Here is a 24470-nt window from a genome sequence, read left to right on the forward strand (position 1 = left end):
ATGCCCGCCGACCGGCTCATGCCCACGCCCGAGTCCGCCGACCTCGTCGCGCTGACCCGCAGCATCGTCGACAAGGAGCTGCGTCCGCGCGTGGACGAGGCCGAGCGCAGCCACTCCTTCCCGCGCGACGTCTTCCGGACGCTCGGCCGCGCCGGGCTGCTCGGGCTGCCCTACCCCGAGGAGGTCGGCGGCGCCGGCCAGCCGTACGAGGTCTACCTGCAGGTGGTCGAGGAGATCGCCACCGCGTGGGCGGCGGTGGGCGTCGGCACGAGCGTGCACGCGCTGTCGAGCTTCCCGCTGTTCACCGCCGGCACCGAGGAGCAGAAGGAGCGCTGGCTGCCCGACATGCTCGGTGGCGACCAGCTCGGCGCGTACTGCCTGTCCGAGGCGCACGCCGGGTCCGACCCCGCCGCCATGCGCACCCGCGCGGTGCGCGACGGCGACGACTACGTGCTCAACGGCGCGAAGGCCTGGACGACCCACGGCGGCGAGGCCGACTTCTACACCGTCATGGCCCGCACGTCCGACGACGGCGGGCGCGGCATCACCTGCTTCCTCGTGCCGGCGGACGCCGAGGGGCTCAGCGCCGACGTGCCCGAGGACAAGATGGGCCTCATGTCGTCCACGACGGCCACGATGCTGCTGGACGACGTCCGGGTGCCGGTCGAGCGCCGCGTCGGCGACGAGGGCCAGGGCCTGTCCATCGCCCTGGCCGGCCTGGACGCCGGGCGCCTCGGCATCGCCGCCGTCGCCACGGGCGTCGCCCAGGGCGCCCTCGACCTGGCCGTCCGGTACGCCACGGAGCGCGAGGCGTTCGGCAAGGCGATCATCGACCACCAGGGCCTGGCCTTCGTGCTCGCCGACATGGCCGCGGCCGTCGAGTCCGCCCGCGCCACGTACCTGCACGCGGCCCGGCTCAAGGACGCCGGACGCCCCTACGGCCGGCAGGCGTCCGTGGCCAAGCTCGTGGCCACCGACAACGCGATGAAGGTGACCACCGACGCCGTCCAGGTGCTCGGCGGAGCGGGCTACACCAAGGACTTCCCCGCCGAGCGCTACATGCGCGAGACGAAGGTCATGCAGATCTTCGAGGGCACCAACCAGATCCAGCGACTCGTCATCAGCCGCCACCTGGCGCGCTGAGCACCACGACAGGAGAGACATGCAGCTCACCGGCAACGCCGCCATCGTCACGGGCGGGGCCTCGGGCCTCGGCGCCGCCACCGCCCGCGCCTTCGCCGAGAAGGGCGCGCACGTGTTCGCGCTCGACCTGCCCGGCTCGATCGCGGACGCCCCGCAGGTCGACGGCGTCACCTACCTCGCCGCCGACGTGACGAGCGAGGACGACGTGCGCGCCGCCGTCGCCACCGCGGCCGAGGCCGCGCCGCTGCGCGTGGCGGTCAGCTGTGCCGGGATCGGGCCGTCCGCCCGCATCCTGGGCAAGCGCGGCAGCCACGACCTCGCGCTGTACCGCAAGGTGGTCGAGATCAACCTCGTCGGCACGTTCACCGTCATGACGCTCGCCGCCGAGCAGATGGCGCAGACCGAGCCGCTCGCCGACGGCCAGCGCGGCGTCGTGGTCAACACCGCCTCGATCGCCGCGTTCGACGGCCAGGTCGGCCAGGCGGCGTACTCGTCGTCCAAGGGCGGCGTCGTCGGGCTCACGCTGCCCGCCGCGCGCGACCTCGCCCAGCACGGCATCCGGGTCAACACGATCGCGCCGGGCATCGTCGAGACGCCCATGCTGGCCACCGTCTCGGACGAGTTCCGCGCGAGCCTCGCCGCGGGCGTCCCCTTCCCGCAGCGCCTGGCCCGCCCGGACGAGTACGCCCAGCTGGCGACCTTCCTGGTCGAGCACGACTACCTCAACGGCGAGGTCGTCCGCATGGACGGCGCCCTGCGCATGGCGCCGCGCTGACCCGAGCCAGCACGCACGACGGGCCCGCGTCCAGGTGGACGCGGGCCCGTCGTGCCTGTCGGACGTCGTCACATGGTGTTGACGATCAGGCCGATGTGGGTGAAGAAGTTCATCGCGCCGAACAGCAGCAGCACGGCGCCGCCGACCAGCCAGACCAGCCCGACGGTCTTGACCAGGCCGCCGAGGCGCGCGCCGCCCTTCTCGAGCGAGCGGACGACGAACGGGAACAGGAACGCGCCCAGGCCGATGACGGCGATGAGGCCGGACATGAAGATCGCCTCGACCAGCGGCCACTCGGCGAACTCGCCGGAGATCGGCTCCTCGGCCGGCGCGGCGAACAGCTGGTACTTCACGCCGGCGACGGCGATCGCGAACAGGGCCAGGCCCAGCCCGCCGACGAAGATCGAGATCGGCTTGGCCACCTTGACCAGCGACCCGACCGGGTCGGCGGTCAGCAGGGCGTCCGCGCCACGGCGCCACAGGTAGACGGCGACGCCGAGCAGCAGCGTGCCCAGGCCCAGGCTCGTCTCGCCGAAGATGATGTTGTCGAACGGGAAGCCGCCGGCCGCCAGGGGCCAGGTCAGCGTCATGTGCAGGCCGGTCGTGGTGAGGATGAAGCCGAGCACGCCGAACGTGACCGACCATCCCTCCGCGCTGACCTCGGCGGGCTCGGTCAGCAGCTGCCGGCCCATCAGGACCAGGCCGATCAGGGCGGCACCCGCCGCCACGGCCATGATCGTGTTGTACGTGGGCATGCTCGCCCAGTCGATCTTCAGGCCCTCCTGGGCCACTGCGGTCTTCATCGATCCACCTCGTTGACGGGAGGCCCTCGTCGGCCTCGCTCGGTAAAACTCATACGCGTGTATGACTATTCCCGGATCCTAGGATGACGACGTGGCAGACCACCAGGCGCGTCGGACCAAGCAGGCGCGCAGCGCCGCCCAGCAGGAGGCGATGACCCGCGCGGCGGCCACCCTGCTCATCGAGGAGGGGCCGGACGCGATCACGTTCCGCAACGTGGCGCGAGCCGCCGGCGTGGCCGAGGGCTCGGCCAGCTACTACTTCCCGAGCAAGCGGGCGCTGTACGCCGCCGCCGTGCGCGCCGCCGAGACCGTGCGCACGACGAGCGCCCGCGCGACGGCGGAGTCCCTCGAGGTCGCCGAGCGCTCCCCCGCCGACACGGCCGGCCTCATGATCGAGGTCTTCTACGCCCCGGCCCTGGGACCGGACGTCGTGACGCGGCGGCTCGAGCCCATGCTGGACGCGACCCGCAGCCCCGAGCTGCACGACGTCATGGCCGCGTCCCGGCCCCACCTGCTGGAGTCGCTGCGCATCGTCCTGCGCCGCAGCGGGCACGCCACCGTGGCCGACTCCGAGGACGTCGAGCTCGTGGCCCAGCAGATCGACGCCGGGCTCCTGTACGGCGCCCTGGCCGGCGAGCAGGACCCGGTCGGGTTCGCCCGGCGCGGCGTCGCCCGCGTGCTGGAGCTCGCCTCGCGCCCCGGGCCGGCCTAGGCGCCGTTCGGTACCGTTGCGTCGAGTCAACTAGTTGCGGAGGCGCCCGTGGAGTTCCTGACCCTGCTCGTCGCCCTGCTGGTCGGGACGGTCGTCCTCGTCGGCGTCGCCGAGCGTGCGCGGCTGCCGTACCCCATCCTCATGCTGCTGTTCGCGGCCCTGGTGGCGTTCGTGCCGGGCATCCCGGAGATCCACGTCGAGCCCGAGCTGATCCTCCCGCTCTTCCTGCCGCCCCTGCTGTTCGCCGCGGCCCAGCGCAGCTCGTGGTCGACCTTCCGGATGCGCTGGCGGACGCTGATCCTGCTCGCGGTCGCGCTCGTCGTCGTCAGCGCCCTGGCCGTCGCCGGCACGACGATGCTCGTGGTCGGTTCGATGACCCTGCCCGCGGCGGTCATGCTCGGCGCGCTCGTGTCGCCACCCGATCCCGTCGCGGTCGAGGCCGTCGCCGGCAAGGTCGGGATGCGTCGTCGGCTCGTCACCACCCTGCAGACCGAGGGCCTGTTCAACGACGCCATGGCGATCGTCCTGTTCCAGGCCGCCCTGTCGGCGACCGTGGCCGGCGGCGGCCTCACGGCCGGCGACCTCGCCCTGTCGTTCGTGGTGGGCTCGGCCGGCGCGGCGCTGCTCGGCTACGTCGTGGCCGCGATCGTCGCCTGGGTCGCGGCCGCCGTGCCCAGCCTGGTGGCGCACAGCGCCGCCACGCTCGTCGCCCCGTACGCGGTCTACCTGGCCGCCGAGGAGGCGCACCTGTCCGGCGTCGTCGCGGTGGTGGTCACCGCGCTGGAGATCGGCCGACGCGCGCGGCCGCAGGACTCCGAGGAGCGCCTGACCCGCCGGGCCTTCTGGGACGTCGTGGAGCTGCTCACCACCGGCGTCGCGTTCGGCCTGGTCGGCATGGAGATGCGCTACATCATCGCCGACGAGGGCCGCGAGATCGCCCGGTTCGTCCCGGGCGTCGCCGCGGTCTGCGTCGTCGCCGTGGTCGTCCGGCTGCTGTGGATGCTGGGCATGCACGCCGTCGCCCGTCGCGAGGGTGCGCCGCTGCTGGCGCCGGCCTCGCTCAAGGAGGTGCTGGTGCTGACCTGGTGCGGCATGCGCGGCCTGGCCACGCTTGCGCTCGCCCTGGCCCTGCCCCTGACGCTGGACGACGGATCGGCCTTCGAGCAGCGCAACTTCATCATCGTCTGCGCCGCGGCGGTGCTGCTCGTGACGCTCGTCGTGCCCGGCCTCACCCTGCCCGCGCTCATGCGCTGGCTCGACCTGCCCACCGGCGAGGCCGAGGAGCAGAAGGCCGAGAAGGCGCTCGCCCGCCGCGCGCAGAGGGCGGCGCTGGAGACCCTGCGCTCGCACGCGTCCGCGGCGACGCTCACGGCCGAGCAGCGCCGCGCGGTCGGCCGCCGCCTGTCCGGACTCGAGCGCATCCTCGACGCGGCCGCCGACGACGTCGACGAGCTGCACCGCTCCGCGCGCGAGGCGCGCACCACGATGCAGGCGGTGGAGAAGGTCGCACTGGACGCCGCCCGCACCGAGATCCTGCTGGCCCGCAACGAGGTGGGCACCGACCCCGAGGTCGTCGACCACCTGCTGCGCCGGCTCGACCTGCGCACGGTGCTGCTCGACCGCTAGGACGCACGAGGGCCCCACCGCGGTGCGGTGGGGCCCTCGTCGTCGGTCGAGCGTCAGTGCATGACGATCGGCGCCTTGGTGGCGTCGTCGTCCAGGCCCGCCTCGCGCTTGCGCGGCAGCAGGGCCACCGGGATCAGCGTGAGGACCAGGATGATCGTCGCGACCCAGTAGGTCGTCGAGAAGGCGTCCGCCCACTCGCTCAGACCGGTCGGGACGAACGCGTCGCCGAGGCGCTGGGCGACCTCGAGCGCGCCGGCCGGGGGCTGCTCGCCCTGGGCCTGGGCCTGACCCGTCGCGACGAGCGCGCTGGCCGCGTCCGACGCCTTGATCTGGTTGGTGAGCACGACCGTCATCAGTGCGACGCCGATCGAGCTGCCGACCTGCTGGATCACGTTGATCAGCGTCGAGCCGCGCGCCACCTCGTGCGCGCCGAGCGTGCGCAGCGCGGAGGTGAAGATCGGCATCATGGTCGCGCCCATGCCCAGGCCCATGACGAACAGCCACGCCATGACCTGGATGTAGGGGGTGTCGACCTCGGCGCTCTGGGTGAGGCCGAACATGCCCACGATGATGCCCACGAAGCCGAACGGCACGATGCGCCCGACCGGCAGGCGGTCGGCCAGGGTGCCGGCGATCGGCATCGTCAGCATGGCGCCGATGCCCTGCGGGGCCACGAGCAGGCCGGCCTTGAGCACCGACTCGCCGCGGATCTGCTGGAAGTACGTCGGGACCAGCAGCAGGGCGCCGAAGAAGGCCAGCGTGAACAGGAACATCACGATGGTCGCCAGCGTGAGGTTGCGGTCCTTGAACAGGCGCAGGTCGAGGAGCGGGTGCTTCGGCTTGAACGAGTAGAAGACGAACGCGACGATCAGCGCCAGGCCGACCAGGCCCGGCAGCAGCACCCGGGTGGAGGCGACGGTGCCGGTCTCGGGGATCGACGAGACGCCGTAGAGGAACAGCGCCAGGCCGGGCGACATGAGCAGCACGCCGACCAGGTCGAAGGTCTCGCTCGGCTCGGTGTCGTCCTTGGGCAGCACCATGAACGCGTAGACCAGCGCGACGACGCCGATCGGCAGGTTGATGAGGAACACCCAGTGCCAGGAGGCGGTGTCGATCAGCCATCCGCCGAGGATCGGGCCCATGATCGGTCCGAGCAGCATCGGGATGCCCAGGATGGCCATGAGCCGGCCCATGCGGTGCGGGCCCGCGGCGCGGGTCATGATCGTCATGCCCAGCGGCATCAGCATGCCGCCGCCGAGACCCTGGATGACGCGGAACGCGACCAGCGACTCGATGCTCCAGGCCGCGGCGCACAGGGCCGAGCCGAGGGTGAACAGGGCGAGCGCGGTCATGTAGAGGCGCTTGGTGCCGAAGCGGTCGGCCGCCCAGCCGGTCAGCGGGATGACCGCCGCCAGGGCCAGCGTGTAGCCGGTCACGGTCCACGCGACGGTGGACAGCTCGGCGACCTCGAACTCCTTCTGGAACGTCGGCAGGGCCACGTTCACCACGGTGATGTCGAGGATGGACATGATGGCGCCGAGCACGACGACGCCGGCGACCTTGAGGATGTCGGGAGTGATCTTGTCGTCGTCGGCTGCGTTGACAGCAGGGGTGGTCATAGGCACGTCCTGAGGTGTTTCGGTCCAGTCCCGCGATGATGACCGCGGGCGCGTCAGGCTACTGCAGCGCACTGACAGGGCGATGAACATCGGTGAACGTCGAGGTATTCCCCGGGCCTGCGGCCCACGAGCACACGGCGGCATCCCGTAGACTTGCTCCGGCCCGCAGTCGCGGAACCACTCCCCACGCAAGGACGTCCCACCCGCATGCCCACTCGCTCCGACCTGCGCAACGTCGCGATCGTCGCCCACGTCGACCACGGCAAGACCACGCTCGTCGACGCCATGCTCCAGCAGCAGGGCGCCTACCAGTCCCACCAGGAAGTGACCGAGCGGGTCATGGACTCCGGCGACCTGGAGCGCGAGAAGGGCATCACGATCCTCGCGAAGAACACCGCGGTGCGCTACGAGGGCCCCGGCTCCGACGGCGGCGTCACCATCAACATCATCGACACCCCCGGCCACGCCGACTTCGGTGGCGAGGTCGAGCGCGGCCTGTCGATGGTCGACGCGGTCGTCCTGCTGGTCGACGCCTCCGAGGGCCCGCTGCCCCAGACCCGCTTCGTGCTGCGCAAGGCGCTCGCCGCGAAGATGCCGGTCATCCTGGTCGTCAACAAGGTCGACCGTCCCGACGCCCGCATCGCCGAGGTCGTCGACGAGACCTACGACCTGTTCCTGGACCTGCTCGGCGACGAGGCCAGCGACGACGCCCTCGACTTCCCCGTCGTCTACGCCTCGGGCAAGGCCGGCCGCGCGTCGGTCGAGCAGCCCGAGGACGGCACGCTGCCCGAGAACGACAACCTCGAGCCGCTGTTCAAGACGATCCTCGAGCACGTCCCGGCCCCCGAGTACACCGAGGGCGCGCCGCTGCAGGCGCACGTCACCAACCTCGACTCCTCGCCGTTCCTCGGCCGTCTGGCGCTCGTCCGCGTCGAGCAGGGCGAGCTGCGCAAGGGCCAGCAGGTCGCGTGGATGAAGCGCGACGGCTCGGTGCAGAACGTCAAGATCACCGAGCTGCTCATCACCGAGGCGCTCGAGCGCAAGCCCGGCGAGCAGGCCGGCCCCGGCGACATCGTCGCCGTCGCGGGCATGGCCGACATCATGATCGGCGAGACGCTGGCCGACCCGGAGAACCCGGTCGCGCTGCCGCTCATCCACGTCGACGAGCCGGCCATCTCGATGACCATCGGCACCAACACCTCGCCGCTCTCGGGCCGCGAGAAGGGCACGAAGGTCACCGCGCGCCTGGTCAAGGACCGCCTGGACTCCGAGCTCATCGGCAACGTGTCGCTGCGCGTCCTGCCCACCGACCGTCCGGACGCCTGGGAGGTCCAGGGTCGTGGCGAGCTCGCGCTGGCCATCCTGGTCGAGCAGATGCGTCGCGAGGGCTACGAGCTGACCGTCGGCAAGCCGCAGGTCGTCACCAAGCAGGTCGACGGCAAGCTGCACGAGCCGATCGAGCGCCTGACGATCGACGCCCCCGAGGAGTACCTGGGCGCCATCACCCAGCTGCTGGCCGTCCGCAAGGGCCGCATGGAGCAGATGGTCAACCACGGCACCGGCTGGGTCCGCATGGAGTTCGTCGTCCCGTCGCGCGGCCTCATCGGCTTCCGCACCGAGTTCCTCACCGACACGCACGGCACCGGCATGGCGCACCACGTGTTCGAGGGCTACGAGCCGTGGTTCGGCGAGATCAACACGCGTCCGAGCGGCTCGCTCGTGGCCGACCGCGCCGGGGCGGCCACCGCGTACGCGATGACCAGCCTGCAGGAGCGCGGCACGATGTTCGTCGAGCCGACCACCGAGGTGTACGAGGGCATGATCGTCGGCGAGAACAGCCGCGACGACGACATGAACGTCAACATCACCAAGGAGAAGAAGCAGACCAACATCCGCTCGGCGACGTCGGACAACTTCGAGAAGTTGATCCCGCCGAAGAAGCTGTCGCTCGAGCAGTGCCTGGAGTTCTGCCGCGAGGACGAGTGCGTCGAGGTCACGCCGACCGCCGTGCGCATCCGCAAGGTCGTGCTGGACGCCGGCGAGCGCGCCCGCACCGCCCGCAAGCGCTGAGGTCCCCTGCTCCACGCCGCGAGCCCGCCGTCCCCCACCGGGGCCGGCGGGCTCGCCCGTTGTGGGGGTCTCTCGGCGGGCGGTGAGCTGTCCACCTCACCCGACCGGGGGCGGTGAGTGGCCGTCACTCCTGAGCGGGCGCGGTGAGTGGTGGTCACTCTCGCGGTCGAAAGTGACCACCACTCACCGCCCGACGCGGATGGGACGGTCGAGCGCGTGCCAGGCAGCGCCGAAGTGCGGGCCCGGCCCGTCGTAGCCGCGCCGGCGCAGCTCGTCGTGCACGCGCTCGACGAGGGCACGAGGACGCCTCAGGTCCGACGCGACCACCTGCAGGTATCCCCAGCCCGCGCGGCGCAGACGCCGGTACCGCTCGATGTCGACGCCGAACTGGTACGCGTCCTCGGCATGCTGGCGGCCCTCGTACTCCAGGACCAGGTGGTACTCGTCCAGGACGAGGTCGCCGGTCGCGAGAAGCTCGCCGCCCAGCATCACTGGCCCGTTCGGCACCCCCGTCGGAAGAGCCGCGGCGCGCAGCCGGAGGCGCAGCCAGGACTCGGGCATGGAACGCGACCGTCCGTCGACGAGGTGCACCACCCGCAACGTCTGGCGCGCTCCGGGTCGCCACCGGTGCAGGCGAGCCGTCGCGACGAGCTCCTCGACCGTGGTGTGACCGCGGTGGACTAGCCAGTCGCCGGCCGCGACCGTGCTGGCGAGCGAGAGGGACTCCGCGCACTGCACCAGCGCCGCGGCCGGCGTCACGCCGATGTCGTCTCGTGGCGGAAGCACCGCTGTGCGATGCACGACGATGCCGTCGAGCGCCAGGTGCAGGTCGCCCTGGACGATGAAGTGGACGGGTCGGACCCGCGCCACCTCGAGTCCGAGCGTGAACAGCCGGGACGCATGGCTCAGCAGAGCCTGCTCCGGCATCGCCTTGGCCGCCGCGACGACGTGGTCGTGGTCGCTCATGGCGTGGTCGCGGTGCACCCAGACGGTCGGGTGCACCCGGACGAACCGACTCCCACGCAGGAGCGACGTCGAGGCACCGGCCTCCGCCGCCTCCCGGCGCGTGAACGGACCGTTCAGCAGCGGGGGCGGAACCGGCTTCGTCATCGGACCAGGGACTCACGCCGACCGGCCGCGTCGGCAGCCCTGCCGTCACGACCTGTGGATGCCCGGTGACGAGCGGTGGGGTGTGGTCATTCCTGACGCCTGAAGTGACCATGGCTCACCGACCAGCCCGGGGAAGTGACCACAACTCACCGCCCACGGCCGGGGTGAGCGGTCACGCCAGGAGGGCGGCGGTCGTGGTGATGGTCAGCTGGGGCGGGAACATCGCCATGGCGTCGAGGGCGCGCTGGTGGTCGGCCGGGGTCACTCCGGCGCAGGCGTCGGACGCCACGCGGACCCAGCAGCCGTCGTCCGCCGCCGCAAGGGCCGTGGTGATCACGCAGCAGTCGGTCGAGACGCCGCACAGGTCCAGGTGCCGCGAGCCACCGGTCGCCGCGAGCAGCTCCGGGCCCCACTTGCCGAACGTCGGCGCGTCCACGACGGGCACGCCCGACGCCGGCGCGAGCGCGTCGACGACCTCCCACAACGGCGCCGCCGACGGCTCCAGCGCGAACGGCCAGTCCCGGTAGTAGTCGACCCACGCGCCCTGCGGCTCGCCCGGCGCGACGAACCGGGTCATCACGACCCGGCCCTCGTAGGCGTCCATGAGGGCGCGGACGTTCGGGACGATCGCGCCGAAGTCCGCGCCCATCCCCCACGGGCTCGCCTCGGCGTCGGCGAACACCCGCTGCATGTCGACGACGACGAGCCAGGGCTCGCTCACGCGGCCTGCGCCTCCTGCCGGCGCACCGTGCCGCGCTCGAGCAGCAGGTAGCCCAGGAAGCCGATCAGGAGCGCCACGACGACGCCGACGCTCGCGAAGGCCCAGGCGCCGTCCTTGCCGCCGAGCAGGCCCATGAAGTAGCCCTGCCAGTCCAGCCACCCGGCGTAGGTGTTGGTCACCAGTCCCCAGCCGACGACGGTGCCGACGACGAGGGTGCCGATCGCTCCCCAGCGGAACGCGCCGTAGCGCCCGGCCGGGTCGAACAGCGCCGCGTCGTCGAAGTCGCGTCGGCGCAGCGCGATGTCCGCCAGCATGATGCCGGCCCACGCGGCGATCGGGACGCCCAGCGTGATGAGGAAGCCCTGGAACTGGTCGAAGAAGCTGCCGGTCGCCACGAACAGCACCAGCACCGAGCCGATCACCATGATGACGCCGTCGATCGCGGCGGCGACCGGACGCGAGACCGGGAGGCCCAGGCTCAGCAGCGACAGCCCGGACGAGTAGATGTCGAGCAGCGCGCCTGCCACGAGGCCGAGCACGGCCACGACGACGAAGGGGATCAGGAACCAGGTCGGCAGGAGGGTCGCGAGCGCGCCGATGGGGTTGATCCCGATCGCGTCCTTGAGCGCAGGGTCCGAGCCGGCGAGCATGAGGCCGAACAGGATGAGCACGAGCGGCGCGGCGGACAGACCCAACGCCGTCCACCCGGCCACGCCGGCACCCGAGGAGCTGCGCGGGAGGTAGCGGGAGTAGTCGGCCGCCGCGTTGACCCAGCCGAGACCGGTCGCGGTCATCATGAGGATGACGACGCCCACGACGGCAGGGAAGCCGCCGCTCGACAGGGACGTGACCGCGTCCAGGTCGACCGTGTCGATGACCAGCACGACGTAGACGACGGTCAGGATGATGCCGACGTAGGTGATGAACGTCTGGATGCGCATCACGGCGTCGTAGCCGAGCACGCCGCCGGCGATCACCAGCGCCACCACGACGGCGAGCGCCACGGCCGTCGTCGCGTCGCCGCCGCCCCAGCCGAGCTCCTCGAAGACGGTGCTGGTTCCGAGCGCCGCGAGCGACACCAGGACGATCTCCCAGCCGACGCTGAGCAGCCACGAGACGGCAGCGGGCAGCTTGTTGCCGGTGACGCCGAACGAAGCCCGCGACAGGACGAGCGTCGGCGCTGATCCGCGCTTGCCCGCGATCGCGATCAGGCCTGCGAGCACGCCCGAGCCGACCACACCCACGATCGCGGCCAGGACGACCTGCCACCAGCTGACTCCGTAGTCGAGCGCGAACGAGCCGTAGGTGACCCCGAAGACCGAGATGGACGCGGCGGTCCAGGGCCAGAACAGGTCGCGGGGCGTGCCCTTGCGCTCGTCCTCGGCGATGACGTTGGTGCCGTTGAGCTCGACGCGCGTCGGCTCGAGCGGCTGCTCGGGGTGGGTCATGGGTTCTCCTCGGGGGAAGGCTGCGCCTCATCCTCGCCTGTCGAGAGCGCCGCGTCGATGACCGACGTCGCGGGGGACGTCGCGGGTCCGCGCCGGGTGACGGCGATCGCTGCGGCGACGTTGGCCCGGCGCACCGCGTCGTCCAGGCCGAGGCCGCGTCCGAGCCCGGCCATCGTGACCCCGGTGTGGGCGTCGCCGGCGCCGGTGGTGTCGACCGCGTCGACCCGATAAGCGGGGTGGTGGCGGAGCCCGGCCGCGTCGCGGACGTGCGTGCCGGCGGCACCGTCGCGCAGCACGACCGCACCGTTCTGGGCGATGCGGCCCAGCAACGCCTCGGACGCCTCCCCGGCGTCGGACGAGCCGGTCAGGACGCCAGCCTCGCGCGCGTTGAGCGACAGCAGCGACGTGCGCCGCAGCACGCGTCCGAGCAGGGCCGGGTCGAGGTCGGCCACCAGGGACGCCGGGTCGAGCACCAGCCGAACCCCTGCGGGCAGCGACTCGACCCAGCCGACGAGGGAGGCGCTGGCCGGCACCGCGAGCGTGTACCCGCTGAGGTAGACGAGGTCGTCGCGGCGCAGCTCGACCGTCGCGAGCCGGGCGGCGTCCAGCTGCGTCTCCGCCCCGAAGGACGTCACGAACGTGCGCTCCCCCGTGCCGTCGACGAGCACGACGCAGTACCCGCTGTCGCGGTCGGCCAGGGGGTCGAGGGCAGCGGCGATGCCCTCGGCGGCGAGACCGGCGGCCACGACGTCGCCGAACGGCCCGGTGCCGCGCAGGCCGGCCCACAGCACGTCCATGCCGTCGCGCGCGGCCGCCGTCAGCACGTTGAACCCACCGCCGGCGGTCAGCGTGGAGGACGTCGCCAGCACGTCGCCGCCGTGGTCGGGCAGCCGCGGCACGTCCATCACGACGTCGGCGATGACCGCGCCGACGTGCACCAGCCGCGCGCTCACCGCCCGCCCTCGCGCAGCTCGAGCAGGTCGCGGACGACCTCCGGCAGGTCGAGCTCGTTCACCTCGGTCACTCGCCGCACCGCGTCGGTGGGCCAGGCACCCTCGCCGTGCACCGACCCGAGCACCGCGCCCAGGATCGCCGCGACGGTGTCGGTGTCGCCGCCCACCGAGGCGGCCAGGCACAGAGCCCGCCACGGGTCGGGCTCCGCGGCGGCGATGGCGAACGCGGCGACGACGGACTCCTGCGCGGCCACGCTCGTGCCGACGACCGTGTCGAGCTCGTCCGCCCAGCGCTCCGGCGGCAGCGACGGAAGGTGCCGCGTCGCCCAGGCGATGCGCGCACCCACGTGCCCGCCGGCGACCCAGCGACCGCGCTCGGCGCCGAGCGCCGCCGCCCGCGGCGCGACGTCCAGGACGTCGGCGAGCGTGCCGCCGGCGACACCGGTGCTCACCGCGGCCGCGACCGCGGCCGCGGCGCCCAGGCCGAGGGACGTCGCGTGGGTGACGAAGGACGCGTCGACGACGGCGTCGACCAGGACGTCGAGCGGCTCGGCCGCGACGGCGATGCCGACCGGCGCGATCCGCATGGCGGCCCCGTTGGTGACCCCGTCGCGCCCGGCCTGCTCCGGCGGCTCGCCGGTGGCGATGCGCTCCACCGCTCGCTTGGTGGACGGCCCGAGGAGGTCCAGCGACCCGCGGGCGGCCATGCCGCGCTCCCAGGCGAGCAGCGCGGCGGCGAGGACGTCCGGCGCTATGCGTCCGCCGCCTTCGACGAGCAGACGGGCCAGCAGGAGCGCCTGCTCGGTGTCGTCGGTGACGCTCCCGGCGCGCATCCCCGCGGCGATGCGCTGGTGCGGGCCAGCGTCGACCAGGCCGGTGACCGCACCGTGGTCGGCGAGGATCTGCGCGCGGCTCAGCGACTGCGTCGGCATGCCGAGCGCGTCACCGAGCGCGAGCCCGGTCAGGGCGCCGAGGGCGCGGTCGTACGTCGTCACGGCCACATCGTGCCAGGGACGGGGCGGGGTCAGCGCGCCTCGTCTGCCGTCGCCGGACGGACGGCGACAACCAGGAGGGCCGCTGCCCACGTGGCGGCAGCGGCCAGCAGGAGGACGTAGGGAGTCAGGACGAGCGGCCCGAGCACCCACGGTCGCCAGCCCTGGGCTAGCCACACGTCCGTCCGGACGTCCAGCGCCAGGTCGAGGATTAGCCGGACGATCATGAACGGGACGACGACCCAGAACAGGGCCCGCCAGGTCCGGCGACACACCGCGCGCGCAGGCTCGCCCCGGCGGGGCAGGGGACGGTCGCTCACGCGGACGTCCTCCCAGCCCCGGCACCGCCGCGTCAGCGGGTCAGAGCACGCCGCGCGGGCGCAGCTGGACGCTGATGCGTCCGCCGACCGGCTTGGCCGTCTTCAGCACCGCGTGCTCCCAGGTGCGCTGGCAGCTGCCGCCCATGACGACGAGGTCGCCGTGGCCGAGGGTGAACCCGATCTGATCCCCGCCGCCGACCGGGCGCAGGCTGAGCCGCCGGTGCTCGCCGAGGGACATGATCGCCACCATGGTGTCGGCGCTGCGGCCACGTCCGATGCGGTCGCCGTGCCACGCGACGCTGTCGCGGCCGTCGCGGTAGTAGCAGAGCCCGGCGGTGGCGAACGGCTCGCCGAGCTCGGGCAGGTAGTGCCGGGTCAGCGCCTCGCGGGCCTCGCCGATCACCGGGTGCGGCCAGGCGTCGCGCTCGCCGTAGAAGCACAGCAGCCGCGGGACGTCGACGACCCGGTCGTACATCTCGCGCCGCTCGGCCCGCCACGGCACCTGCTGCTGCAGGTGCAGGTACAGCTCGTCGGCCCCGGAGACCCAGTCGCGCCGCACGTCGACCCAGGCACCGTGGCTCAGCTCGGTGCGCTCGACCGTGCCGCCGAGCTCGCCGAGCGTCGGCTCGGAGGCGGTGTCGAGCAGCGAGCCCTGGAAGAACGCGTCCATGGCGAGAGCGTACGCCGATTCGAACACATGTTCCAGTCCCCCGGCGTGCGGCACCATGTCCCCATGGACGAGTGGGACGCCATCTGGACCGAGGTCGACCGGCTACTGGGCGGTGGGCGTGAGGACGTGCCCGCGCTGACCGCGCACGTGCGGGCGGCGCAGGAGGCGCACGTCGTCGACCGCGAGCTGCGTCCCGAGGCGACGGCCCGCTGGCTCGTCGCGCTCACCGACGCCTGCCGCCGGCTCACCGAGACGCACCCGGACTACGACGCCGACACCGAGATCGCCACGATGCGCATGATCGCGACCCGGTGGCTGCGACCGGCGCGCATGGGCCCGCTGCCCTCGCGCAGCTGACCCCGGACGCACGACCGCTCCCCGAGCCGGCCGGAGGGAGGACCCTTCGACGGGCTCAGGGAGCGGTGCGTGTCGCTCAGGGAGCGGTGCGCTAGCGGACCGGCTGGGCCCCGGCCGAGCCGGCCGCTCCCTCGGTGCCGTCGGCGTCCGCGTCGACGACCGGGGTCGGCTCGGAGACCTCGCCGTCCTCCTCCTCGAGCGGCGCGACGTACGTGACCTCCTCCAGCGCGGCGCTGTGGTCGCCCGGCACCGAGTCGGCCGGCTCGACCACGAGCGCGAACTCGCCGTCGTGGTCCTCGACGCCCGTCGCGACCGCGTCGACGACCGCGGCCCGCGCCAGCTGCTGGTGGACGATGATCGGGTCGTGCCGCAGGTCCTTCCAGATGGCCAGGCACAGGGCCACGACCACGAGCGTGAACGGCAGCGACGCGACGATGGTGATCGCCTGCAGGCCGTTGAGCGCCTCCGCCTCACCACCGCCGGCGACCAGCATGATCGCGGCGACCGCGCCGGTGAGGACGCCCCAGAAGACGACCGTCACCTTCGACGGGGTCTCGCTGCCCCGCTCGCTGAGCGTTCCCATGACCAGCGACGCGGCGTCCGCGCCGGACACGAAGAAGATCGCCACGAGCGCCATGACCAGCACGGCGGTGACCGACGCCGCCGGGTACTGCTCCAGCAGCGCGAACAGGCTGGTGTTGGAGTTCACCGAGCCGTCGTCGCCGACCAGACCGCCGGTCGTCCGCTGGGCGTCGATCGCGGCGCCGCCGAAGATGGCGAACCAGACCAGGCTGACCAGCGTCGGGACGAGCAGCACGCCGGTGACGAACTGACGGATGGTGCGGCCACGGCTGATGCGGGCGATGAACATGCCGACGAACGGCGTCCACGACATCCACCAGGCCCAGTAGAAGATCGTCCAGCCGCCCAGCCACTCGTCCATGTCCGAGCCGCTGGCGCCGGTGCGCGACGCCATCTCGGTCATCTGGCCGGCGTACTCACCGAGGGTGGTCGGCAGCAGGTTGAGGATCAGCAGCGTGGGGCCGGCGACGAAGACGAAGACGGCGAGCAGCAGGGCCAGGCCCATGTTGATGTTGGACAGCCACTGGATGCCCTTCTCGACACCGGAGACCGCCGAGGCGATGAAGGCGATGGTCAGCACGACGATGATGCCGACGAGGACAGGCTCGCCCACCTTGCCGACCCAGCCCTCGTACTGCATGCCGCCGGCGATCTGCAGGGCGCCGAGGCCGAGCGAGGCGGCCGAGCCGAACAGGGTGGCGAAGATGGCCAGGATGTCGACGACGCGGCCGAACCAGCCGTCGGACTTGCGGCCGAGCAGCGGCCAGAACGCCGCCGAGAGCCGCTGCGAGCGTCCGGCGCGGTAGGTGCCGTAGGCGATGACGAGGCCGACGAGGGCGTACATCGCCCACGGGTGCAGGCCCCAGTGGAACATCGTGGTGGCCATCGCGGTGCGCAGCGCCTCGGTCGACTCGGCCTCGCTCGTGCCCGGCGGCGGCGACACGAAGTGGGTGAGCGGCTCGGCGGCGCCGAAGAACATCAGGCCGATGCCCATGCCGGCGCTGAACATCATGGCGATCCAGCTGAGCGTCCGGAACTGTGGCTGCTCGCCGTCGCGGCCGAGCGGCACCTGGCCGTACTTGCTGGCCGCGATCCAGATGACGAACACGACCAGGAACGAGGCGGTCAGGACGTAGAACCAGCCGGCGCCCTGGATGACCTTGCCCTGCAGGTCCGTCGCGGTGGACGAGAGGCCGGCGCTGCTGACCAGGCCCCACACCACGAAGGCGATCGCGAAGACGCCGGTGACGGCGAAGACGACGGGGTCGATCCGGTCGCGCCACCCCCCGCCGGTGGGTGCTTCGGTCGTCGGGCGCGCGATGGCCATGTACGTCTCCTCGAGGTCGATTGCACGTCACACGTGCCGTCGACGGGAAGCGGACGGCACGAGCCGTCGAGGGACGTTACGTCAACCTCGGCGGATGCGCGAATCGAAGGACGTCAGACGCGGCTGCCGCGCAGCTGCGCGAGGTACACCAGCGCGGCGACCGTGCCGAGCAGGTTGAGGATGGAGATCGGGTCCCAGATGAGCAGGTGCGCGACGAGCGCGATGACCAGGATGATCAGCCAGTTGCGCTTCGGCATCGAGTAGGAGAAGTCCGACTCCTTGCGCGCGACGCAGTCGATGAGGGCGAACGCCTTCACCGCGAACAGGACCAGCGCCAGCACCAGGGCGATGCCGCCCTGCACCTCGAAGAAGCTCACGGCGACACCCTACCGACCGGACCGCCGGGGACGACGCGACTGCGGCGACGCCGAGCGCCGCCGCAGCACGTCACTCCCAGCGAGGGGTCACTCCTGGGCGTCGGGCTGAGCGGCCGGCGCGTTCTGGTCCGGCGTGCGCGGGCCGGCGGCCGGGTTGGACTCCGAGGCCTGCTTGGCCGCCTGGCGCTTGGCCGCGGCCTCGCGGGCCGCCGCCTCCTGCGCCGCCGTCTTCTTCGCCGGTGCCTTCTTGGCCGCGGTCTTCTTGGCCGGGGCGGACGCGTCGGCGGCCTTCTTCGCCGGGACCTTCTTGGCCGGCGACTTCTTCGCGGCCGGGGTGGAGCCGGACGCCGCAGGGGTCGCGGCCGACTTCGCGCCGGCGGTCTTCTTCGCCGCGCCGGTCTTCTTGGCGGTGCTCGACTTCTTCGCCGGGGCCTTCTTGGCCGCGGACGTCGCGCCGCTGGCCGCCGGGGGCTTGGTCGCGCCGGTGGCCGCGGGCGCGGCCTGGGCGGGCTCGGAGACCGGCGACGCCGGCTCGCTCACGACCGGGCCTTGGCCCGCGTCGGCGGCGGTGCCGCGCTTGGACAGTCGGGCGACGACGGCCTGCGCCTCGCCGATGAGCGCGTTCGCGCGCTTCTGGGCGTCCTCGGCCAGGTCCTCGAGCCGGTCCTCCAGCTCGTCGCCGAGCGCGTCGGCCTTCTCGCGCAGGTCGGCGGCCGCCTGGCGCAGGTCGTCGGCCTTGAGGTCGCGGGCCTTCTTGTCCAGGTCGGTGGCGAGCGCGGCGGCGCTCGTGCGCAGGTCGGCGGCGGCCTTGCGCAGGTCCTCGGCCTTGAGGCCGCGGGCCAGGGCGACGAGCTCGTCGGCCTTGGCCCCGAGGTCCTCGCCGCGCTTGGCCAGGTCGGTGTACGTGCTCAGCGCCTGGGTCTTCAGGCTCTGCGGCAGGGCGTCGACGACGCCGTCGACGAGAGCGCGCAGCTGGGCGTTGATGGTGTCGGTGATGCTCATGCTTCCTCCGTGTTGACGGCCTGGATCGCTTCGGACAGCTCCTCGCTGGAGCTGGTGTCCGAGCCGGTGAACGAGCGGTAGATCTCGAGCAGGACGCTCTTCTGCCGCTCGGTCAGCCGAGGGTCGAGGGCGATGGCGTCCTCGACCATGCGTGCGCCGCTGTCGTCCGCGTCGAGGATCCCCGCGCGGACGTACAGCGACTCGGCCGAGATGCGCAGCGCCTTCGCGATCTGCTGCAGGACCTCGGCGGACGGGCGACGCAGCCCGCGCTCGATCTGGCTGAGGTAGGGGTTCGAGACGTTCGCCTGCTCGGCCAGCTGGCGCAGCGAGAGCTGGGCCTGGCGGCGCTGGTCGCGGAGGTACTCCCCCAGACCTTCGACCGTGTGGTTGATCGACAGCTTCGCCATGCCTCCAGTGTGCTTGCAAAAGTTAGCAGATGCAAGCAGAGAGCATGCAGGGCTCAGAACGCGGGACGGATCTCCCCGACCGGACGCCCGCCGCCGAGCACCTCGACGTGGCCCGGAAGACCGTCGGCCGCCTCCCCGTTCACCTCGAGCGCACGGGCCAGGACGAGGGCCGCGGCGCGGTCGTTCCCGTCCTCGACCTTGAGCGCGTAGGCGACGCCGCTGGGCAGGCCGAGCACGTACACCGCCTCGGCGCCGGACTTGGCGATCGCGCCGGGCAGCGCGGCCATGAACGCGGTCTCGCTGCGCCCGGTGCCGCTGAGGTACAGGGGGTTCTCGACGACCGCGTCCACGAGCCGGCGCTCCAGCGACCCCTCGCCCGCTGCGCTGATCGTGCCGATCGCCGAGGCCAGGCTGGTGAGGCTCGTGGCCAGCAGCGGGGCCCCGCAGCCGTCGACGCCGACGACGCTGGGCGAGCCGCCGGTCAGCTCGGTGAACGTCTCGGTGATCGTGCGCTGCAGCGGGTGCTCGGGGTCCAGGTAGGTCGCGGTGTCCCAGCCGTTCTGCACGCAGGTGAGCAGCATGGCCGCGTGCTTGCCCGAGCAGTCCATGAGGATGCGCTCGCGCTCGCCCCCGGCGCGGATCCACGCCGCGTGGACCTTGGGGTCCAGCGGGTACGACGGCGGGGTCTGCAGCGCGGACTCGTCGAGCCCGGCCTGCGCCAGCACCTCGCGGACGCCCTCCAGGTGGAAGTCCTCCCCGGAGTGGCTGGCCGTCGCGAGCGCCAGCAGTCGCCCGTCGAGCGGCAGGCCGGCGCGGAGCATCCCGAGGGCCTGGACCGGCTTGTTGGACGACCGCGGGAAGACCACGACGTCGGGGTCGCCGACCGACCAGGTGGCCGCGCCGTCCTCGACGCGGACGACGGCCCCGCGGTGGCGGCTCTCGACCAGTCCCGACCTCACGTACTCGGCGATGACGTCCATGCCGGTCACCCTAGGCAACCGGGGTGGTCGGCAGCGAGGCGACCGCGCCGGGTGCTCCCGCGTCCCGCCGCTACGCTGGGCCGGACCTCGATCCGGAAGGACCGCACGTGACCTTGGAGTCGTTCCACGCCGTGATCCCCGCCGGGGGCGCCGGCACGCGCCTGTGGCCGCTCTCCCGCACCACGCGGCCGAAGTTCCTGCTCGACCTGACCGGCAGCGGACGCTCGCTGCTGCAGCAGACCTGGGACCGCCTGACCACGTTCGTCGAGCCCGACCACGTGCACGTCGTCACCGGCGCCAAGCACGCCGACGCGATCCGCGAGCAGCTGCCCGAGCTCACGCACCTGGTCATCGAGCCCGAGGGCCGCGACTCCATGCCGGCCATCGGCGTCGCGGCGGCGCTCATCCACCGCACCGATCCCGGCGCGGTCGTCGGCTCGTTCGCCGCCGACCACCTCATCCAGGACGTCGTGACGTTCGCCCGCACCGTCGCCGAGGCCGACGCCGTCGCCCGGACCGGCAAGGTCGTCACCATCGGCATCGAGCCCACCGGCCCGTCGACCGCCTTCGGCTACATCGAGGCCGGCGACCCGCTCGGCATGGACGAGGCGCCGCACGCCCTGGACGTCGTCGGGTTCGTCGAGAAGCCGGACGCCGAGACGGCCGCCGCCTACCTGGCCACCGGCCGCTACCGGTGGAACGCGGGCATGTTCGTCACGCGCACGGACGTCCTGCTGGACCACCTGGCCGAGCAGAAGCCCGACCTGCGCGCCGGGCTGGACCGCCTGGCCGACGACTACGACGGGACGCTGGACGCCGCGGCGTGGGGCGCGCTGGAGAAGGTGGCGATCGACCACGCGATCGCCGAGCCGGTCGCCGCGGCCGGCGGCGTCGCGGTGGTGCCCGGCGAGTTCGACTGGTTCGACATCGGCGACTTCGCCGCGCTCGCGTCGCTCCCCCGCCCCGAGACGTCCGCCCTCGCGGTCGGGTCCGAGGACGCGCTCGTGCTGGCCGACCCCGGCAAGGCGGTCACCGTGCTCGGCATCCCCGGTGCGGTCGTCGTCGACACCGGCGACGCGCTGCTGGTCACGACCGCCGAGCACGCCCAGGCCGTCAAGCAGCTGCCCGGCGCCTGGGCCGAGCGCGGCCGTCCCGACCTGGTCTAGCGCTCAGACCAGGTCGACCAGGCGCGAGGTCGCCGGCAGGCTGGCCGGCTGGAAGGCCTGGGCCACCTCGCCGAGGCCGCGGACGTGCAGCTCGCCGTCGTCGGCGCCGGCGTGCACGGTGTCGCCGCGGCGCAGCGTCAGCTCCTGACCGTGCTCGTTGCGCAGCGCCACCTCGCCGCCGGTGCAGATGAGCAGCCGCTCCCCGGCCCCCGGCACCTCGACGCCGTCGCCGTCGGCCCCCGAGCACTGGGTCACGGCGAGCGCGAACTCGTCCGAGCCCGGGCTCAGCAGCACCGTGGCGTGGTCGACCGGCTCCGGCGTGACCCGGGCGAGGCGCGAGAACCGGGTGGTCAGCGTGCTCACCAGGCCGGCGGGGTCGATGTGCTTGCTGGTGAGGCCCGCGCGCAGGACGTTGTCGGACTCGGCCATGATCTCCAGGCACATGCCGCTCAGGTGCGCGTGGATGATGCCCGAGTCCAGGAACGCCGCCTCGCCGGGCTGCAGGGTCAGCCGGTTCAGCAGCAGGCCGACGACGACGCCGACGTCGCCCGGGTAGTGCTCGGCCAGCTCGACGACGGTGGCGAAGGCGCGCTTCACGTCGGTGCCCTCGGCCAGGTGGCGGCGCGCCTCGGCGACGACGCCCTCGATCTCGTCGGCCGGCGGGACGTCGCGCAGCAGCCGCTCGACCAGCCGCACGATGCCGGGGAAGCCCGGGTCCTCGTGCAGCTCGCGGCTCAGCCGGGCGGCGAGCGGCGTGCGGAGGTGGTCGAGCACCCGCAGGATCTCGGCGGTGGGCCGGAAGCCGACGAGCGTCTCGAACTGGGTCAGCGCGTAGGCCATCTCGGGCTTGTGGTTGTCGTCGCGGAAGACCCGGTGCGGTGCGTCGAGCGGGATGCCCGCCTCGTTCTCGGCGGCGAAGCCGGTCTCGGCCTGGCCCTTGTCCGGGTGCACCTGCAGCGACAGCGGCTTGCCGGCGGCCAGCACCTTCAGCAGGAACGGCAGGCGTCCCGCGACGTCCTGCAGCGGACGCTCGTCGTCGTCGGCCAGGCTCGAGGGCAGCAGCGGATGCGTGCCGACCCAGATCTCGGCGACCGGCGAGCCGTCGGGCTCGGCGCCCAGGAACCGCGGGATGAGGTCGGTCGAGCCCCAGTCGTACCCCTGCGTGCCATTGACCAGACGATGCACGGCTCTCCTTCCGTCGCCACGACGCGCTCGCGCCAGCGGTCCAGCGTAGTCAGCGCCACCCCGGCCCGCGCGCGGCGGGCGCGGACGCGCGCCGGCCGGTCGTCGCTACCGGTCGAGGACGGGCCGGACGTGCAGCCCGACCTCGGGGTCGACGACGACCTCCTGGCCGGCGGCGACACCGTCGGCGAGCAGCGTCGCGTCGACCGGGACGTTGCGCTTGACCAGCGCGAGGGCGATCGGGCCGAGCTCGTGGTGCCGGGCGGCGGAGCCGACGAAGCCGACCCGCTTGTCGTCCAGCAGCACGTCGCTGCCGTGGACGGGCAGCCGGTCGACCGAGCCGTCCAGGTGCAGCATCACCAGGCGGCGCGGCGGACGTCCGAGGGTGTGCACGCGCGCCACGGTCTCCTGGCCGCGGTAGCAGCCCTTGTCCAGGTGCACGGCCGACGGGATCCAGCCGACCTCGTTGGGGATCGTCTTGTCGTCGGTGTCGAGGCCGAGCCGCGGCACGCCCGCGGCGATGCGCAGCGCCTCCCACGCCCAGGTGCCCACCGGGTCGCCCAGGCGGGTGGCCTGCTCGCCGAGCGCGGCGCGGTCGACCACCTCGGTGCGCAGGCCGGGCAGTCCGATCACGGCCCGGTCCGCCGACGCGTCACGGACCTCCACCCGCATCATGAAGCGCATCGAGTCCAGGAACTGCGCCAGCGCGGCGCCGGCCCCGGGCTCGGTGTGCGCCCAGAACGTCTCGCCGTCGTCGACGCCGGCGAAGGCGTGCTCGACCCGCCCCTGCGGGCTGAGGATGAGGGCCTCGGTCGGCGCGCCGGGCGCAAGGGCGGCCAGGTGCTGGGTGGTGATCGAGTGCAGGTAGGTCAGCCGGTCGGCGCCGGAGATCGCGAGCACGTCACGGTGGGAGAGGTCGACGAACGCCTCGCCGGCCTCGAGCCGGCGCTGCTCGGCGGAGATGGCGCCGTAGTGCGCGGCCACGCCGGTGTCCGGCGGGTCGCCCTCGACCGCGCCGTGCAGGTCGAGCAGGGGGCTGCGGAGGTCAGACACGCTTGAGCTGTCCCCACACGTGCGACTGCATGGGCTGGTCGTCGGCCGCCTTGTCGTAGGCGTACATGAGGTCTCCCTCGACGAGGCCGTACATGCGCTGGCCGGCGGTGTACGGCGGGGCCGTCTCGGTGCGGGCGACCAGGTCGGTGGCCAGCGTCAGCCGCGGGCCGTCGATCGTGCCGTACCAGATCTCGGCGTAGCCGCTGGGGTGCGCCATGACCAGCTCGACGCCGGTCGCGGTCGACGGCGCGCCCGCGGGGGCGTCGGTCGGACGCACGAAGCCGGTCTCGATCGGGCCGGGACCCTGGCGCTCGCCGTCGGCGTCGGTGATCCAGGTGCGGCTGAAGTAGTGCAGGAAGTCGCGGCCGTCGTGGGCGAAGACGACGTCCTGCTCGAACTCGTACGGCTCGATGGTGGGGTACTCGCCCTTGCCGTTGCCGTGCCACGTGCCCAGCAGCCACGCGAACGGGACCAGGTCGCGGTGCAGGTCGGAGGGGATCTCGAAGGCCATGCCCCGATCCTATCGGCGCACGCACGGGCGTCCCGGCGGCATCGGCGGGGGTCGACTAGGGTCCGGCAGGTGCGAGCAGTGGTGCAGCGGGTCAGCGAGGCGTCGGTCGCGGTCGACGGCGAGGAGGTCGGGCGCATCGGCGCCGGTCTGATGGTGCTCGTGGGCGTCACCCACGACGACACTCCCGAGCAGGCCCGCCGGCTGGCCGACAAGCTCTGGACGCTGCGCGTGCTGCGCGACGAGCAGTCGTGCAGCGACGCCGGCGCTCCGCTGCTCGTGGTCAGCCAGTTCACGCTCTACGGCGACGCCCGCAAGGGCCGGCGGCCCACCTGGAACGCCGCGGCGCCCGGCCCCGTGGCCGAGCCGCTGTACGACGCGGTGTGCGCCCACCTGGTCTCGCTGGGGGCGCAGGTCGAGCGGGGTGTCTTCGGAGCGGACATGGCGGTCTCGCTCACGAACGACGGTCCGGTGACGATCCTGCTGGAGGTGTGAAACCAAGATCTCCCTGGCAATCGGGCCGTTGACGTTGGGCCGCGGGGACGCACCCGGCACAATGTCCCAGGA

Annotated in this window: 25 protein-coding genes; 8 read left to right on the forward strand and 17 right to left on the reverse strand. The window is 72.8% G+C overall.

The window, feature by feature from the left end; all coding sequences use genetic code 11:
* Complete coding sequence (locus E0W78_RS07785) at window positions 1-1143, forward strand: acyl-CoA dehydrogenase family protein (RefSeq protein WP_131403298.1); 1143 nt, start codon at window positions 1-3, stop codon at window positions 1141-1143.
* A 19-nt stretch (window positions 1144-1162) separates the two neighbouring features.
* Window positions 1163-1918 (forward strand): SDR family NAD(P)-dependent oxidoreductase, encoded by a 756-nt coding sequence (locus E0W78_RS07790; protein ID WP_131403299.1) that lies wholly within the window; start codon window positions 1163-1165, stop codon window positions 1916-1918.
* Between the two features lie 68 nt (window positions 1919-1986).
* Here the strand turns inward: E0W78_RS07790 and E0W78_RS07795 are convergent, their stop codons facing one another.
* A complete protein-coding gene (locus tag E0W78_RS07795; protein ID WP_131403300.1) occupies window positions 1987-2721 on the reverse strand; it encodes a DUF981 family protein in 735 nt (244 codons plus the stop codon).
* A gap of 91 nt (window positions 2722-2812) precedes the next feature.
* Between E0W78_RS07795 and E0W78_RS07800 the strand changes: the two genes are divergently transcribed.
* Together E0W78_RS07800 and E0W78_RS07805 are read left to right on the forward strand one after the other, a co-directional pair.
* Entirely contained in the window at window positions 2813-3433 is a 621-nt protein-coding gene (locus E0W78_RS07800) for a TetR family transcriptional regulator (protein WP_131403301.1), read from the forward strand.
* A gap of 48 nt (window positions 3434-3481) precedes the next feature.
* Window positions 3482-5059, forward strand: a complete 1578-nt coding sequence (locus tag E0W78_RS07805) for a Na+/H+ antiporter (RefSeq protein WP_131403302.1) — start codon at window positions 3482-3484, stop codon at window positions 5057-5059.
* Window positions 5060-5112: 53 nt separating this feature from the next.
* On the opposite strand, the gene E0W78_RS07810 is transcribed toward E0W78_RS07805, so the two are convergent.
* Complete coding sequence (locus E0W78_RS07810) at window positions 5113-6678, reverse strand: DHA2 family efflux MFS transporter permease subunit (RefSeq protein WP_131403303.1); 1566 nt, start codon at window positions 6676-6678, stop codon at window positions 5113-5115.
* 207 nt (window positions 6679-6885) lie between these two features.
* Here E0W78_RS07810 and typA point away from each other — a divergent pair, with 207 nt between their 5' ends.
* Window positions 6886-8748 (forward strand): translational GTPase TypA, encoded by a 1863-nt coding sequence (gene typA / locus E0W78_RS07815; protein WP_131403304.1) that lies wholly within the window; start codon window positions 6886-6888, stop codon window positions 8746-8748.
* Between the two features lie 183 nt (window positions 8749-8931).
* On the opposite strand, the gene E0W78_RS07820 is transcribed toward typA, so the two are convergent.
* The 7 genes from E0W78_RS07820 to E0W78_RS07850 form a co-directional block, all read right to left on the reverse strand.
* On the reverse strand, window positions 8932-9858 hold the full coding sequence (locus tag E0W78_RS07820; RefSeq protein WP_131403305.1) for a hypothetical protein: 927 nt from the start codon (window positions 9856-9858) through the stop codon (window positions 8932-8934).
* A gap of 172 nt (window positions 9859-10030) precedes the next feature.
* Window positions 10031-10579, reverse strand: coding sequence for a cysteine hydrolase (locus E0W78_RS07825; protein WP_131403306.1), 549 nt, complete (start codon window positions 10577-10579; stop codon window positions 10031-10033).
* Window positions 10576-12027, reverse strand: coding sequence for a cytosine permease (locus E0W78_RS07830; RefSeq protein ID WP_131403307.1), 1452 nt, complete (start codon window positions 12025-12027; stop codon window positions 10576-10578). Before E0W78_RS07830 ends, E0W78_RS07825 begins: the two co-directional genes overlap by 4 nt.
* Entirely contained in the window at window positions 12024-12980 is a 957-nt protein-coding gene (locus tag E0W78_RS07835) for a PfkB family carbohydrate kinase (protein ID WP_131403308.1), read from the reverse strand. The genes E0W78_RS07830 and E0W78_RS07835 overlap by 4 nt, the downstream gene beginning before the upstream one ends.
* Window positions 12977-13975, reverse strand: coding sequence for an ADP-ribosylglycohydrolase family protein (locus tag E0W78_RS07840; RefSeq protein ID WP_131403309.1), 999 nt, complete (start codon window positions 13973-13975; stop codon window positions 12977-12979). Before E0W78_RS07840 ends, E0W78_RS07835 begins: the two co-directional genes overlap by 4 nt.
* Before the next feature lie 29 nt (window positions 13976-14004).
* A complete protein-coding gene (locus tag E0W78_RS07845; RefSeq protein WP_131403310.1) occupies window positions 14005-14292 on the reverse strand; it encodes a hypothetical protein in 288 nt (95 codons plus the stop codon).
* A gap of 40 nt (window positions 14293-14332) precedes the next feature.
* Complete coding sequence (locus tag E0W78_RS07850) at window positions 14333-14962, reverse strand: alpha-ketoglutarate-dependent dioxygenase AlkB (RefSeq protein WP_131403311.1); 630 nt, start codon at window positions 14960-14962, stop codon at window positions 14333-14335.
* 63 nt (window positions 14963-15025) lie between these two features.
* Between E0W78_RS07850 and E0W78_RS07855 the strand changes: the two genes are divergently transcribed.
* Window positions 15026-15319, forward strand: coding sequence for a hypothetical protein (locus E0W78_RS07855; protein WP_131403312.1), 294 nt, complete (start codon window positions 15026-15028; stop codon window positions 15317-15319).
* Between the two features lie 91 nt (window positions 15320-15410).
* Here E0W78_RS07855 and E0W78_RS07860 read toward each other — a convergent pair whose 3' ends face one another.
* The 5 genes from E0W78_RS07860 to E0W78_RS07880 all read right to left on the reverse strand — a co-directional run bounded on the left by E0W78_RS07860 (window position 15411) and on the right by E0W78_RS07880 (window position 19994).
* Window positions 15411-17228: a BCCT family transporter gene (locus E0W78_RS07860; protein WP_131403313.1), complete on the reverse strand. Its 1818-nt coding sequence runs from the start codon at window positions 17226-17228 to the stop codon at window positions 15411-15413.
* A gap of 113 nt (window positions 17229-17341) precedes the next feature.
* Window positions 17342-17605, reverse strand: coding sequence for a DUF2516 family protein (locus E0W78_RS07865; RefSeq protein ID WP_131403314.1), 264 nt, complete (start codon window positions 17603-17605; stop codon window positions 17342-17344).
* Between the two features lie 87 nt (window positions 17606-17692).
* The gene (locus E0W78_RS16740) at window positions 17693-18607 is read right to left on the reverse strand and encodes a hypothetical protein (protein WP_131403315.1); all 915 of its coding nucleotides are present in this window, start codon (window positions 18605-18607) and stop codon (window positions 17693-17695) included.
* Window positions 18604-19014, reverse strand: coding sequence for a helix-turn-helix transcriptional regulator (locus tag E0W78_RS07875; RefSeq protein WP_131403316.1), 411 nt, complete (start codon window positions 19012-19014; stop codon window positions 18604-18606). The genes E0W78_RS16740 and E0W78_RS07875 overlap by 4 nt, the downstream gene beginning before the upstream one ends.
* A 53-nt stretch (window positions 19015-19067) precedes the next feature.
* Window positions 19068-19994 carry an asparaginase gene (locus E0W78_RS07880; RefSeq protein ID WP_131403317.1) on the reverse strand — a complete coding sequence of 309 codons (927 nt, stop codon included), beginning with the start codon at window positions 19992-19994 and terminating at the stop codon, window positions 19068-19070.
* Between the two features lie 107 nt (window positions 19995-20101).
* Here E0W78_RS07880 and E0W78_RS07885 point away from each other — a divergent pair, with 107 nt between their 5' ends.
* The gene (locus E0W78_RS07885) at window positions 20102-21160 is read left to right on the forward strand and encodes a mannose-1-phosphate guanylyltransferase (RefSeq protein WP_131403318.1); all 1059 of its coding nucleotides are present in this window, start codon (window positions 20102-20104) and stop codon (window positions 21158-21160) included.
* A 3-nt stretch (window positions 21161-21163) separates the two neighbouring features.
* Here the strand turns inward: E0W78_RS07885 and manA are convergent, their stop codons facing one another.
* The 3 genes from manA to E0W78_RS07900 all read right to left on the reverse strand — a co-directional run bounded on the left by manA (window position 21164) and on the right by E0W78_RS07900 (window position 23906).
* Window positions 21164-22345, reverse strand: a complete 1182-nt coding sequence (gene manA, locus E0W78_RS07890) for a mannose-6-phosphate isomerase, class I (RefSeq protein ID WP_165570442.1) — start codon at window positions 22343-22345, stop codon at window positions 21164-21166.
* Between the two features lie 105 nt (window positions 22346-22450).
* Window positions 22451-23395, reverse strand: a complete 945-nt coding sequence (locus E0W78_RS07895; protein ID WP_131403320.1) for a glycine cleavage T C-terminal barrel domain-containing protein — start codon at window positions 23393-23395, stop codon at window positions 22451-22453.
* Window positions 23388-23906, reverse strand: a complete 519-nt coding sequence (locus E0W78_RS07900) for an FABP family protein (RefSeq protein ID WP_131403321.1) — start codon at window positions 23904-23906, stop codon at window positions 23388-23390. Before E0W78_RS07900 ends, E0W78_RS07895 begins: the two co-directional genes overlap by 8 nt.
* Window positions 23907-23975: 69 nt before the next feature.
* Here E0W78_RS07900 and dtd point away from each other — a divergent pair, with 69 nt between their 5' ends.
* A complete protein-coding gene (dtd, locus tag E0W78_RS07905) occupies window positions 23976-24398 on the forward strand; it encodes a D-aminoacyl-tRNA deacylase (protein WP_131403322.1) in 423 nt (140 codons plus the stop codon).
* Window positions 24399-24470: the final 72 nt, after the last annotated feature.

This window comes from Aeromicrobium sp. IC_218 (assembly GCF_004336805.1).
GTDB lineage: Bacteria > Actinomycetota > Actinomycetes > Propionibacteriales > Nocardioidaceae > Aeromicrobium.

Excerpts from the sequence above, each read along its gene's own strand:
- E0W78_RS07860 (WP_131403313.1), bottom strand. The coding sequence starts at position 17,228 with ATGGCCATCGCGCGCCCGACGACCGAAGCACCCACCGGCGGGGGGTGG.
- E0W78_RS07790 (WP_131403299.1), top strand. The coding sequence starts at position 1,163 with ATGCAGCTCACCGGCAACGCCGCCATCGTCACGGGCGGGGCCTCGGGC.
- E0W78_RS16740 (WP_131403315.1), bottom strand. The coding sequence starts at position 18,607 with ATGAGCATCACCGACACCATCAACGCCCAGCTGCGCGCTCTCGTCGAC.
- typA (WP_131403304.1), top strand. The coding sequence starts at position 6,886 with ATGCCCACTCGCTCCGACCTGCGCAACGTCGCGATCGTCGCCCACGTC.
- E0W78_RS07850 (WP_131403311.1), bottom strand. The coding sequence starts at position 14,962 with ATGGACGCGTTCTTCCAGGGCTCGCTGCTCGACACCGCCTCCGAGCCG.
- E0W78_RS07810 (WP_131403303.1), bottom strand. The coding sequence starts at position 6,678 with ATGACCACCCCTGCTGTCAACGCAGCCGACGACGACAAGATCACTCCC.
- E0W78_RS07785 (WP_131403298.1), top strand. The coding sequence starts at position 1 with ATGCCCGCCGACCGGCTCATGCCCACGCCCGAGTCCGCCGACCTCGTC.
- E0W78_RS07820 (WP_131403305.1), bottom strand. The coding sequence starts at position 9,858 with ATGACGAAGCCGGTTCCGCCCCCGCTGCTGAACGGTCCGTTCACGCGC.
- E0W78_RS07900 (WP_131403321.1), bottom strand. The coding sequence starts at position 23,906 with ATGGCCTTCGAGATCCCCTCCGACCTGCACCGCGACCTGGTCCCGTTC.
- E0W78_RS07830 (WP_131403307.1), bottom strand. The coding sequence starts at position 12,027 with ATGACCCACCCCGAGCAGCCGCTCGAGCCGACGCGCGTCGAGCTCAAC.
- E0W78_RS07795 (WP_131403300.1), bottom strand. The coding sequence starts at position 2,721 with ATGAAGACCGCAGTGGCCCAGGAGGGCCTGAAGATCGACTGGGCGAGC.
- E0W78_RS07880 (WP_131403317.1), bottom strand. The coding sequence starts at position 19,994 with ATGGACGTCATCGCCGAGTACGTGAGGTCGGGACTGGTCGAGAGCCGC.
- E0W78_RS07875 (WP_131403316.1), bottom strand. The coding sequence starts at position 19,014 with ATGGCGAAGCTGTCGATCAACCACACGGTCGAAGGTCTGGGGGAGTAC.
- E0W78_RS07855 (WP_131403312.1), top strand. The coding sequence starts at position 15,026 with ATGGACGAGTGGGACGCCATCTGGACCGAGGTCGACCGGCTACTGGGC.